General features: G+C 52.8%; 13 protein-coding genes. 10 read left to right on the forward strand and 3 right to left on the reverse strand.

Features of this window, described 5'->3' with window-relative positions; all coding sequences use genetic code 11:
- Positions 1 to 174, reverse strand: coding sequence for an Arc family DNA-binding protein (locus tag KVT34_RS21810; protein WP_217561041.1), 174 nt, complete (start codon positions 172 to 174; stop codon positions 1 to 3).
- 141 nt (positions 175 to 315) lie between these two features.
- On the opposite strand from KVT34_RS21810, the gene KVT34_RS21815 reads away from it, so the two are divergent.
- From KVT34_RS21815 to KVT34_RS21835, 5 genes are all read left to right on the forward strand, one after another.
- Positions 316 to 597 (forward strand): hypothetical protein, encoded by a 282-nt coding sequence (locus tag KVT34_RS21815; protein WP_217561043.1) that lies wholly within the window; start codon positions 316 to 318, stop codon positions 595 to 597.
- Positions 598 to 775: 178 nt separating this feature from the next.
- Complete coding sequence (locus KVT34_RS21820; RefSeq protein ID WP_217561046.1) at positions 776 to 1,726, forward strand: ABC transporter permease; 951 nt, start codon at positions 776 to 778, stop codon at positions 1,724 to 1,726.
- A complete protein-coding gene (locus KVT34_RS21825) occupies positions 1,723 to 2,676 on the forward strand; it encodes an iron chelate uptake ABC transporter family permease subunit (protein ID WP_217561048.1) in 954 nt (317 codons plus the stop codon). Before KVT34_RS21820 ends, KVT34_RS21825 begins: the two co-directional genes overlap by 4 nt.
- Complete coding sequence (locus KVT34_RS21830) at positions 2,670 to 3,428, forward strand: iron ABC transporter ATP-binding protein (RefSeq protein WP_217561050.1); 759 nt, start codon at positions 2,670 to 2,672, stop codon at positions 3,426 to 3,428. The genes KVT34_RS21825 and KVT34_RS21830 overlap by 7 nt, the downstream gene beginning before the upstream one ends.
- A gap of 116 nt (positions 3,429 to 3,544) precedes the next feature.
- The gene (locus KVT34_RS21835; RefSeq protein WP_217561052.1) at positions 3,545 to 4,510 is read left to right on the forward strand and encodes a siderophore ABC transporter substrate-binding protein; all 966 of its coding nucleotides are present in this window, start codon (positions 3,545 to 3,547) and stop codon (positions 4,508 to 4,510) included.
- A 245-nt stretch (positions 4,511 to 4,755) separates the two neighbouring features.
- On the opposite strand, the gene KVT34_RS21840 is transcribed toward KVT34_RS21835, so the two are convergent.
- A complete protein-coding gene (locus KVT34_RS21840) occupies positions 4,756 to 6,279 on the reverse strand; it encodes an MDR family MFS transporter (protein ID WP_217561054.1) in 1,524 nt (507 codons plus the stop codon).
- Positions 6,280 to 6,926: 647 nt separating this feature from the next.
- On the opposite strand from KVT34_RS21840, the gene KVT34_RS21845 reads away from it, so the two are divergent.
- The 5 genes from KVT34_RS21845 (at position 6,927) to KVT34_RS21865 (ending at position 9,835) form a co-directional block, all read left to right on the forward strand.
- Positions 6,927 to 7,484, forward strand: a complete 558-nt coding sequence (locus KVT34_RS21845) for a DinB family protein (RefSeq protein WP_217561056.1) — start codon at positions 6,927 to 6,929, stop codon at positions 7,482 to 7,484.
- Positions 7,485 to 7,858: 374 nt separating this feature from the next.
- Complete coding sequence (locus KVT34_RS21850; RefSeq protein ID WP_217561058.1) at positions 7,859 to 8,179, forward strand: rhodanese-like domain-containing protein; 321 nt, start codon at positions 7,859 to 7,861, stop codon at positions 8,177 to 8,179.
- A 79-nt stretch (positions 8,180 to 8,258) separates the two neighbouring features.
- Complete coding sequence (locus KVT34_RS21855; RefSeq protein WP_217561060.1) at positions 8,259 to 8,669, forward strand: rhodanese-like domain-containing protein; 411 nt, start codon at positions 8,259 to 8,261, stop codon at positions 8,667 to 8,669.
- A gap of 40 nt (positions 8,670 to 8,709) precedes the next feature.
- Entirely contained in the window at positions 8,710 to 8,970 is a 261-nt protein-coding gene (locus tag KVT34_RS21860; protein ID WP_042234291.1) for a metal-sensitive transcriptional regulator, read from the forward strand.
- A 205-nt stretch (positions 8,971 to 9,175) separates the two neighbouring features.
- Positions 9,176 to 9,835, forward strand: a complete 660-nt coding sequence (locus KVT34_RS21865; protein ID WP_254635059.1) for a phosphatase PAP2 family protein — start codon at positions 9,176 to 9,178, stop codon at positions 9,833 to 9,835.
- Between the two features lie 334 nt (positions 9,836 to 10,169).
- Here the strand turns inward: KVT34_RS21865 and KVT34_RS21870 are convergent, their stop codons facing one another.
- Positions 10,170 to 11,117 carry an ROK family protein gene (locus KVT34_RS21870; protein ID WP_217561065.1) on the reverse strand — a complete coding sequence of 316 codons (948 nt, stop codon included), beginning with the start codon at positions 11,115 to 11,117 and terminating at the stop codon, positions 10,170 to 10,172.
- Positions 11,118 to 11,362 lie beyond the last annotated feature (245 nt).

Here is an 11,362-nt window from a genome sequence, read left to right on the forward strand (position 1 = left end):
TTAATCCTGAACCCTTATCTCACCGTTCTTCTTCTCAAATTCCTCAACGTATTGTTCAATTAAATACTCTATTTGCATCGCGATGGAACGCTTGTTTCTTTCAGCGATGTATTTTATTTTCTCGAAGTTTTCTTCCTCTAGACGCAGAGTGAAGACTCTTTTATTGGTAGCCATAAAACGGGCCTCCTTCAAGGTGATGTCATTATTATAGCAAGGTGAATTGAAACGATATACGATCACCTTGACATCGTTATGATGTCACTATAGAATTGGGATTAAGTGACATCACTTTGACTTCTAAAAGGAGTGGGAACTATGCTCGAAAACTTAAACGGCTATTTGAAATCATTTATTGAGAAAAGAACGGATGAATTAGGGCAAAATGTTCTTATGGGACATAAGGATTATCAACTTTTATCTGAGCTACTTAAGGCAAAATTTAATGAAGTTCTTGAGCAAGCCTCGGACGAACAAAGAGAGTTGCTATTGAAATACGAAGAAGAGGGGCATATTCAAACCGCGCTCGCAATTGAGCTTATGTACAAGCAAGGATTAATGGACGGCATCTACATTTATCAACGTGTCTTTGGTAATTAATTGCGGAATAGTTTCTTTTTATTGTCCTACTACTAGAAATATCACATCATCCGGTTGACACCACAGGGGGAGATGTTATAATACTCTACGAACCCAAATGATAATGAATCTCATTATTAATGAGAAACATTCTTACTACAAAGCTACATAACCAAATTACCCGCCCAAAGGACAGCTTATGAAAAAGAGATATCTGGTGATCGCGCTTATCGTTTTATCCGTCGCATCGATCTTTATCGGGGTTAAAGATATCAGCCCGTTGGATCTGTTCAACCTTAGCGACGATAAAGTCCATATCCTGCTTGTCAGCAGACTCCCCCGGTTGATCAGCATCCTGATCGCAGGCATGAGCATGAGTGTCATCGGTCTGATCATGCAGCAGCTGAGCCGCAATAAGTTCGTGTCGCCGACTACGGCCGGTACGATGGATTCCGCAAGGTTCGGTATTCTGGTCTCGATGATGCTGTTCACTTCGGCCGGTCCGCTGGAGAAGATGCTGGTAGCCTTCGTATTCGCCTTGCTGGGAACGTTCATCTTTATGAAGATTCTCGACCGCGTGAAATACAAGGATACGATTTTCATCCCGCTGGTGGGTCTGATGTTCGGAAACATCGTAAGCTCTATCACCACTTTTTTCGCTTACAAAAACAATCTCATTCAGAACATGTCCTCGTGGCTGCAGGGAGATTTCTCGATGGTGATGAAGGGCCGGTACGAGATCATGTATATTTCGATCCCGGTGCTCGTGATCGCGTATCTGTACGCCAACCGTTTTACCATTGCCGGCATGGGGGAGGAGTTCTCCACTAACCTGGGGCTGAAATACAAGCAGGTGGTCAACATCGGGCTCGTTATCGTGGCTCTGGTATCCTCCGTGGTCATTCTGACGGTCGGTACTCTACCGTTCCTCGGGCTGATTATCCCGAACATCGTCACGCTCTATATGGGAGACAATCTGAAGCGGGCGCTGCCCCACACCGCCCTGCTCGGAGCCGTGTTCGTCCTTTTCTGCGACATTCTGGGACGGATTATTATTTTCCCGTATGAGATTTCGATCGGGCTTACGGTCGGGGTAATCGGAAGCGGCATCTTCCTTTACATGCTGCTGGCAAGGAGAAAGGCCTTATGAATTCACAAGCAAAAGTTAAAATCAGCATCCTTGCCGTACTCGCTCTTGTGCTTATCGCGGTCTTTCTCCTGATTGACGCCTCCGGCAACTGGGATTACGTGCTTCCCCGCAGGGGCAAGAAGATCCTGGCGATTGTCATAACGGGCGGCGCGATCGCCTTCTCGACGATGGTGTTCCAGACCATCACGAACAACCGGATTCTGACGCCGAGCATTATCGGTCTCGATTCGCTCTACATGCTGTTTCAGACCGCGATTGTGTTCATGGTCGGCTCTGCGAGCTTCCTGATGAATAAGAATGTGAATTTTCTTATCTCCGTCGGCTTGATGGTAGCCTTCACCGGCGTGTTATATAAGCTGCTATTCAAGAAACAGGGGCAGAACTTGTACTTCCTCCTGCTGGTAGGACTGATCTTCGGGACGTTTTTCCAGAGCATCTCTTCTTTTATGGAAGTGCTGATCGATCCCAACGAATTTCTGATCGTGCAGGACAAAATGTTCGCCAGCTTCAACAACGTCAACACGGACCTGCTTGTGATTTCGGTCGTGATGCTTGCTCTGGTGGGTGTTTATTTTGCAAGATTCACGAAATATCTGGACGTCCTGGCGCTGGGCAGAGAGCACGCCGTCAACCTCGGCATCGATTACGATTATGTGGTCAAAAGGCTGCTCGTCGTCGTCGCCATCCTGATCTCGATCGCTACCGCTCTGGTCGGTCCGATTACGTTCCTGGGCCTGCTTGTCGCGAACGTGTCGCACGAATTTCTCAAGACGTTCCGGCACAAGGTGCTCATCACCGGCTCCATTCTTATCTCCATTATCGCTTTAGTAGGAGGCCAGCTGATTGTAGAGCGGGTATTCACCTTCTCGACAACTTTGAGCGTGATCATTAACTTCATCGGTGGTGTCTACTTTATCTATCTTCTATTAAAGGAGAAAAAATCGTGGTAGAAGTCAAGGGCGTATCCAAACTATACGGCAGCAAACATGTGGTCGAGAACGTGTCGGTCCAGATCGGCAAAGGCAAAATCACTTCCTTCATCGGTCCCAACGGCGCCGGCAAAAGTACGCTGCTGTCCATGGTGAGCCGCTTGATCGACAAAGATCAGGGGGAAGTACTCATTGAGGGCAAGGAGATCGGCCAGTGGAAGAGCAATGATCTTGCCAAGAAGATCTCCATTCTCAAGCAGTCCAATCACATCAACATCCGTCTGACGATCCGTGATCTGGTCGGCTTCGGACGGTTCCCATACTCGCAGGGCCGGCTCACAGCAGAGGATAAGAAGTATATCGACGAGGCCATTCAGTACATGGATCTGGGAGATATCCAGGACAAATATCTGGACGAGCTGAGCGGCGGCCAGCGGCAGAGAGCCTATCTCGCCATGGTGCTTGCCCAGGATACCGAATACATCCTGCTGGATGAGCCGCTCAATAACCTGGACATGAAGCATTCCGTCCAGATCATGAAAGTGCTTCGCAGGCTGGTGAACGAGCTGGGCAAGACGATCGTCATCGTCATTCACGATATTAATTTCGCGTCGTGCCACTCGGACTATATCGTCGCTTTGAAGAACGGACGTGTCGTGAAAGAGGGCACAACGGACGAAATCATCGACTCCGCCGTTTTGAAGGAGATTTACGATATGGACATCGAGATTCACAACCTAAACGGCAACCGGATTTGCACGTACTTCACTTAGGGAGCAAATTCCCGCCAACCGCTTTATTTACAAATGGTAACCAATTAGACGGATGACGCCGGACGGTGTCATGCCCGCTAACTAAAAATCCAATTAAACCTATAGGAGTGATTGCAATGAGTAAGAAACTTTCCCTGCTTCTCATGACCCTCGTACTGGCCGTTATGGCAGCCGCGTGCGGCAATAAAGAGGCGGCTACCACGTCTTCTAAAGAAGGAACGGCTCCAACGGCCGCGGCTTCCAAGGAACTGACCATTAAGCACCAACTAGGCGAAACAAAAGTGAAAACGAACCCTTCCAAAGTAGTCGTATTCGATATGGGCGTCCTGGATTCCCTGGATAAACTGGGCGTAGAAGTAGCCGGCGTACCGTATGACGGCCTGCCGAGCTACCTCAAGAAATACAAAGAAGCCAAGTACACGAACGTCGGCGGTCTGAAAGAACCGTCTTTCGAAGTGATCAACAAGCTGAAACCGGATCTGATTATTATTTCCGGCAGACAGCAGGACGCTTACAAAGAATTGAGCAGCATTGCCCCGACTATTTTCATGGGCGTAGACGCGAAGAGATACATGGATTCCTTTAAAGAAAACGCGAAACAGCTCGGCCAAATTTTCGGTAAAGAAGCTCAAGTGGATCAAGAGCTTGCCAAAGTCGACGAAGCGATCAAAGGCATCAAAGATAAAGTGGGCGCGGGCAGCAAAAACGGTCTGATCACTCTCGTGAACGGCGGTAAAATCAGCGCTTACGGTCCAGGTTCCCGTTTCGGCATCATTCACGACGTATTCGGCGTTCCGGCCGTAGACAAAACGATCGAAGTATCCACGCACGGTCAAAGCATTTCCAACGAATTTATCGTGGAGAAAAACCCGGATTACCTGTTCGTTATCGACCGTGACTCCGCAATCGGTACGGAAAGCGCGGGAGCCAAGAAAGTCATCGAGAACGAACTGGTGAAAACGACCAAAGCGTTCAAAGAAGGCAACATCATTTACCTGAACCCGGACTACTGGTACCTGTCCGGCGGCGGACTTGTATCCGTAGCCGAGATGGTTAAAGAAGTCAGCGCAGGGATTAAGTAAGTTTGCAGCGATTAACGGCCTTACGGGGCCGCCCGCCTTCCTCCCGAGTTCCGGGAGGAAGATGCCAAAAGGCCTCCAGTCACACCCGCAGGGGTGGAACTGGAGGCCTTTTTTGGCGTGGTGCGGCAGCTGCTTTCTTCGGCGCAGTATCGCGGAAGCTGGGCCCCCGCCACTATCGCTGTTTAGCACCGAGAGGAGCCGGTTGTCGCTGACGCCTGCCTAAACATTAGCGGGAGCGGACCTTCCTAATGAGAAGCGGGCCCGTGCTGCTGGTTCGGGTCCAGCTTCTCCCGGCTCATCGCAATGGCGCATACGAGGGCCAGCGCCGCGGGCAGCACCGTCCATGCGAACGTATGGACGATGGAGGAGGACAGCGCCTGCGTGATCTTATCGAGCACCGGAGCGGGGATAAGCGCCCGTTTGGCCGGATCGAGCAGACTGCGCGCATCGCTCGTATCCAGCCCCTGAGGCGCCTGGGCCTGTCCGGCGAACGATTCCGTGAGCTTACGGGTGAACGCGTGGCTCTGGATGATGCCGAAGATCGTAATGCCCAGCGTCATGCCGAGCGAGCGGAGGAAGTTCAGCGTGCTGCTCGCGGAGCCGCGCTGGCGCGCATCGAACAGATGAATCGCGGCATTGCTCAGCACGGAGAAGGAAGCTCCGATTCCGAGGCCGACGATCACCATGTAGATCGTGACCAGCCACCGCGGAGAATCCGCGTTCAGCGTGGTGAGCAGGAGAGTTCCCGCCACGAGAATGGCGGTAGTCGGAATCATGATGGTGCGGTAGCTCACCTTATTCATGAGGAAACCGCCTCCCGTGGCCGTCACGACGGAGCCCAGCATCATCGGCAGCAGAACCATGCCGGAATTCGTGGCCGAGCCGCCGAGTACGCCCTGGATGAAGATCGGGATATAGACGGACGCCGTAATAAAAGCGGCTCCGCTGAAAATCGCGGTCGCATTGCTCGTGGCGTAGAGCCGGTTCTTGAACATGCCGAACGAAATAATCGGCTCGGCCACCCGTGTTTCGATGAACAGAAACAGAACGGCAAGAACCGCGAAACCGGCGAACAATCCCAGAATAATCGCGGAATCCCATGCGTATTCTTTGCCTCCGAGCTCCATAGCGAACATCAGGCAGATAATGGCCCCGACCAGGGTGATTGCGCCCAGCCAGTCGATTTTTTGCTTAGAATGCTCGTGCGATTCTTTGTAGAAGGCTGCGATAAAGACCAGGGCGATTAATCCAAGTGGAAGGTTGATGTAGAAAATCCATTCCCAGTGGATGTAGTCCGTGATATAAGCGCCCAGGAGCGGCCCGAAAATGCTGGACATGCCGAACACGGCACCGAACAGACCTCCGAGTTTGCCGCGCTGCTCCACGGGAACCGCATCGAACATGATCGTGAACGCGATAGGAACGAGGGCTCCGCCGCCGATTCCTTGAATCGCGCGGTAGATGCTGAGTTGGACGATCGAAGTTGCCGTTCCGCACAGGATGGAGCCGATCATAAAGACGATAATGCCGAATACAAAAAATCTTTTGCGGCCGTACATATCCGACAATTTGCCGAAAATCGGCATGCCGGCCATTTCCGCTACCATATAAGCGGAAGTAACCCACACGAATTTGTCGAGTCCGCCGAGCTCCCCGACAATCGTTCCCATGGCCGTCGAGACGATCGTATTGTCCATGGAGGCCATCAGAATGCCGAGCAAGAGCCCCGCAATGACGATGCCCAGATGTTTGGTTTTAGCTGGTGCCATAAAGCTTGTGTCCTCCGATTCAATGAAAAGATTTGCAGGACCGTAACACGGCCCCGGTTTGCTTTGTGTCCTTTAAGGACAGGCCTTTCTTATAGAAGCAGGTCCAGGATATGTCTGGCTGTTTCCCGGTTGTTCTTGTTCCTAGCTTGAGAATAGCGGTATTCATGTGCCCTTCGTATCAAGTTTGAAGTTAACTTGCTGTCTTTATCCACCAAAACCTCGTTTCCCGTATTACAATATAAACAGATGCACGTTGCTTGTCAAAGTAATTTAAGGGTCTGAATCCCGCAAAAATTTTGCTTATTATCTACCGCGTGTTTTCTGTGAAGCTTTCGTGTTTCTTAAGCCTTCTCTGCTGAAAGAGCAGCTGATCGCGGCGACATCGAGCCTGCTTGAATTTTATAAACAGCTGCAGCTTCACTGACCGGAATTGTCAGTTAACCTGGGTTATCCTAAGAAGGCAAGCGAGCTTACGGCGAAAGAAGAGGCCTGGTCCGCGGGCAGTTCCCCGGGCGCAGGATGTCGTCTTTATGATGACATCGCAGGATGGCGGTTACCCGCAAGCGATTATCCGGCTTCGCACACAGTTATGCGCAAGCCGTAAAAGCAAGACCCCAACATATCCACAGGAACAGGGAGGAAGCGGAATGTCAACGGATTCGCAACTACAGGAGCGGGAAAAAGCCGCTTTATTAAGCGGTTACGCGGAGCAGCAGTACGATTACCATGTGTGGGCAAATAGGAAGGTGTTCGCAGGTCTCGAGGCACTGCCCGAGGAACTGTCCTTCGAGCAGATTCAGAGCATTTTTCCGTCCGTCGCGGACGCTTTGAACCATATCTATATGATGGATGAAATGTGGCTGGTCATTATGAAAGGGGGCGGCTATGAAGAAGCCAGGAAAGTCGTGACGGATCTGTACGCGCAGGGTCGCGGAGACTCGCTGGACGAATTGCGGAAGAGATTCGCTCTTGCCGAGGAGAAGTACCGGGCTTTCTTCGCCGAGGGAGAGGGAGCCGCCGCCGAAACGGCTCCGTCTCATCCTCAGTTCGGCCGGCTGGAAACCCATGTCTACGCGTTGGTTCAGCATGTGGTGAATCACGGGACGTATCATCGCGGCAACATATCGGCTATGCTTCGCCAGCTCGGGCATCCCGGCACTCCGACGGATTATATCGCGTTTTTGTTCGAACGCGGTCTTCGCTAACCGTTGCCGTTTAAAGAGATGCAGCGATGGTGCCCTTAAACAGCGGGGAGAAAATACTTGGGCAAAGAACTCCGTTTTCGGAGTTCTTTGCTTTTATTTTGGACAGGATGATGGTAAGATAGAAAACCCGCCGTTAAGCGGGGAGTAACATATACACAGAGTTATACACAAATCAACAGTTGAAAATCGCAGGCTGTGCATAAGTTTAAAATTTTTATAAACATATCCACAGCTAAGGTTGTCCACAGTTTTTGACGCGGACTAGTCTGTAATTTTTATATTGACAGTTAGGGTTTTAAAATCTATCATGGAAGTATACCCATATGGGTATATTATTCAGGATGATAAAGACCACACGATATAGGAGAACTAGAATGGCCTTTCAAATACCTAAGAGCTGTACCCCGCAGGATCTGGCGCGGCGCATTCACGACGGAGAGGATCTATATATCCTGGATGTCCGGGAAGATGAGGAATGGGCGGAAGGGCATATCGAGCAAGCCGTTCATATCCCGTTGGGACAATTGATGCAGAGACTCGGCGAACTCGACCGGGATCGGGAAATTACGGTTGTGTGCCGCAGCGGCAACCGGAGCGGGCTGGCTTGCGAACTGCTGACGGAGCAAAACTTCGACGTCGTTAATATGACAGGCGGTATGAATAACTGGACGGACCGTATTTCATTCGGACGTTAGAACGTGAGCCGAGGAGACGGCGGATAGACAGGCAACCGATTTATAGCTGTCAACAGCGTGAATAGGGAGGAATTGTCGAATGATTATGTGGGAGATCATTGCGGGAATGATGATCTTGGTGCTTGTGCTGAGCTGGCTTCCGGTTAGGGGCCTGTCGTATCTCAGCCAAGAGAAGGCGAGAGAGCTTGTGGCTTCCAGAGAAGAAGAACGGATTAAGGTGCTGGACGTGCGAGACGCCTCGGATTATGAAGAGGCGGCTGGCTTTCCTTCCATTAATATGTCTATCGGCCGCCTCCCTTACTTGTGGAAGGACGAATTCTCTCCGGAAGACCGTGTTCTGCTGGTCGGGGATTCCAACCGTCACATCAAGAAAGCGGCTCGTTTTCTGAAGAGGCGCGGGTTCAAGGGACTCTACGCCATGCATCTTCGTCCCGAACTTCGCGTTTTGGGAACTTGTCGCGAGAAGACCTGCGGGGCAGGCTGTCCTTAACTTTAGAAGCAATCAGCAGCATACGGAAAGGAAGATCGCGATGAACTACGACGAGAGCATAGTCCGTCGGCTAAAGCGGGTGGAAGGCCAGGTACGCGGCATCCTCAAAATGATGGAAGAAGAAAAAGACTGCAAAGACGTCGTCGCTCAGCTTTCCGCTGTCCGAAGCGCGGCCGATAAGGCGATGGCTTATATCGTGGCCACCAATCTCGAGCACTGCATCCGGCAGGAGGAAGAGAAGGGCAAGGATACCGGCAAACTTGTTCAGGAAGCTGTCGAGCTTCTTATCAAAAGCCGCTGACCGGAGCCGGAGCTTATCAGGCATCCGCCGAGGTATTGAATAACAGGAGCTTTCCAATGATCCTTATGGGATTAATGGAAAGCTCCTTTTTGCTTGACATGGGCAAATTTTTAACAATTTATTAAAATATGGTATGATCAAGGCTGTTCCCGATCTCTTTGTTCAGGACCAGGAATTCGTGAAGAAAGGAAGACTTTTTATCGCAATGAAGAATACGAAATTAAACGTTTTGCTGACCCGTTCTTTTCTCGTTTGTCTCTTACTGGCCGTATGCTTCGGTACGGTGGCGCTGCTTGTCAGCCGACGGCAGATTGCCTGGTTCGACGAGACGATCATTTCGTTCGTGCAGGGGGCGGAAAGCCCTGGCTTAACCGCGGCTGCCGGTCTGCTGTCCGAAATCGGTTCCTCCGCCGTCGTTCCGTTTTTAACGATCGCCGCCGCTCTGTATTTATATTTCGTGCTGAAGCACCGGTCGGAAGTCATCCTGCTTATTGCCGCTATCGGCGGCTCCGCTATTTTGAATACGATTCTTAAAAAGATCTTCCAGCGGGAACGTCCGGCTATCCACATTATTATGGAAGAAACCGGATTTAGCTTCCCCAGCGGACATTCCATGGCCGTGGTCGGTTTGTACGGAGTTCTGGTCTACTTGTTGTGGAAGCATATTTCCAGTGCGGCGGGAAGAGCCGTTCTCGTCACGCTGGCCACCGCAATGATTGTGGCGATGGGACTCGCCCGAATCTACCTCGGTGTGCATTATCCCAGCGACGTGCTGGGCGGTTATCTGGCCAGCGGTTTCTGGCTGGGCGTATGCATATGGACGTACCGGAGCTATCGGAGCAGGCGGCAATCGGCCGTGAGGTAGTCCGCGGATGCGGATGTGACAGGAAGCCGCATCCATCATGCGGCCGGCGATAATTTGAACGCTGTGGATGAGCCGCGGGGACCGTTCCGGCCGCACGGTCCTGCCGTGCATGCCCCGCGCCGATAGAACGGCTGCGCCGCCGCGACCCCGCGCAAGCAGGCGGGAGGAGCCCGCATGAGCCTCGCAGCGCTGCCCGTGCATTCCGGCGGCCTCCGGCATGCGTGTCGCCGCCGGCCCCGGCCCGCGGCATGACGGCCGGCGCCAACACGCACGCGTGCCTGCGCCGCAGGCGCACATAAGCAAAAGCCCTTCGCATGTGCGAAGGGCTTTTGCTTTAGGGCTGTTCGGCCTTCAGGCGGTCGAACAGCAGCTTCGCGGCGCCGAACATGCCTGCCGTGCCGCCGAGCTTGGCCGGCACGATCGGGACAAGCGCCGCCGTGTAGGCCGGCATGGTCATGTCCAGGACATGCCGGCGGATCAGATCGAACAGGAAGTCCCCCTGTTCGGTGACGGCCCCGCCCACGACGATGGCGGGCGGGTTGAACACGTGGATGAGACCGCTGAGCCCTGTGGCGACGTACTCGGCGTACAGCCGCACGATGCCCATCGCGGTCTCGTCCCCGGCGCGGGCGCGCGCGAACAGCTCCGGGGGAGACGCTTCTTCCAGCGTCTGCCCGCCCCGTTCGCGTATAAGGCGCTTCAGCGCGGTCACGGACGCGTACTGCTCCCAGCAGCCGCGGTGGCCGCATGTGCAGGGCTCGCCGCCGAAGGCCACGACCATGTGGCCGTAGGCTCCCGCGAAGCCGTCCCGTCCGTGCAGCGGGCTGCCCTCGCGGATGTAGCAGCCGCCCACCCCGGTGCCCAGCGCTACGCACAGGAACGTGTCCCAGCCGCTTCCCGCGCCAAGCCACTGCTCGCCGAGGGCGATGACGTTGACGTCGTTATCGACGGCGGCGGGCAGGCCGGAGAGCTTCTCAATGTCCGCGCGCAGCGTCGTTCCGCTCCAGCCGGGCAAATTATCGGTCGCGAAAGCTACGGTACCTTCGCGGTTGATGTAGCCGGCGCTGCCGATTCCCGTTCCGGCGAGCTTCACGCCTGCGGTGGCGGCCTCTTCTGAATACGTTTGCAGAAGTGCTTCGAGCTTAGCCATGAGACCGGTTTTACCGGCGGACGCTTCCGTCTCGGTTTTGTGGGAGGCGAGCACTTTCCCGTCCGGAAGGATGAGTCCGCTTTTAATATGGGTGCCCCCAATGTCGATGCCGATCGCTGCGTAAGAAGACATGAACCTTTTCCCCCGCTTCGTTATTTTGGAAGAATTAATTTTCCTTAATTAATGATCATAAAAGAAATTTTACTTCTTTATTATAGGAGAAGCGTGCTGCCCTGTAAATGAAAAAACCGGCAATCCCCGTGGCGCCCCCAATTTTGTAACATACGGAAGCCGCCTTTATTCATGCCTCATGCACGAACATGTTTTCAAATTCACCGGCGCTCCCCCGGATCTCCGCCTTTTTACCAGACCACGCG

The sequence above is a fragment of the Paenibacillus sp. GbtcB18 genome (assembly GCF_019091125.1).
Taxonomy (GTDB): domain Bacteria; phylum Bacillota; class Bacilli; order Paenibacillales; family NBRC-103111; genus Paenibacillus_F; species Paenibacillus_F chitinolyticus.

Excerpts from the sequence above, each read along its gene's own strand:
- KVT34_RS21870 (WP_217561065.1), bottom strand. The coding sequence starts at position 11,117 with ATGTCTTCTTACGCAGCGATCGGCATCGACATTGGGGGCACCCATATT.
- KVT34_RS21820 (WP_217561046.1), top strand. The coding sequence starts at position 776 with ATGAAAAAGAGATATCTGGTGATCGCGCTTATCGTTTTATCCGTCGCA.
- KVT34_RS21815 (WP_217561043.1), top strand. The coding sequence starts at position 316 with ATGCTCGAAAACTTAAACGGCTATTTGAAATCATTTATTGAGAAAAGA.
- KVT34_RS21840 (WP_217561054.1), bottom strand. The coding sequence starts at position 6,279 with ATGGCACCAGCTAAAACCAAACATCTGGGCATCGTCATTGCGGGGCTC.
- KVT34_RS21850 (WP_217561058.1), top strand. The coding sequence starts at position 7,859 with ATGGCCTTTCAAATACCTAAGAGCTGTACCCCGCAGGATCTGGCGCGG.
- KVT34_RS21845 (WP_217561056.1), top strand. The coding sequence starts at position 6,927 with ATGTCAACGGATTCGCAACTACAGGAGCGGGAAAAAGCCGCTTTATTA.
- KVT34_RS21855 (WP_217561060.1), top strand. The coding sequence starts at position 8,259 with ATGATTATGTGGGAGATCATTGCGGGAATGATGATCTTGGTGCTTGTG.
- KVT34_RS21835 (WP_217561052.1), top strand. The coding sequence starts at position 3,545 with ATGAGTAAGAAACTTTCCCTGCTTCTCATGACCCTCGTACTGGCCGTT.
- KVT34_RS21810 (WP_217561041.1), bottom strand. The coding sequence starts at position 174 with ATGGCTACCAATAAAAGAGTCTTCACTCTGCGTCTAGAGGAAGAAAAC.
- KVT34_RS21865 (WP_254635059.1), top strand. The coding sequence starts at position 9,176 with ATGAAGAATACGAAATTAAACGTTTTGCTGACCCGTTCTTTTCTCGTT.
- KVT34_RS21825 (WP_217561048.1), top strand. The coding sequence starts at position 1,723 with ATGAATTCACAAGCAAAAGTTAAAATCAGCATCCTTGCCGTACTCGCT.
- KVT34_RS21860 (WP_042234291.1), top strand. The coding sequence starts at position 8,710 with ATGAACTACGACGAGAGCATAGTCCGTCGGCTAAAGCGGGTGGAAGGC.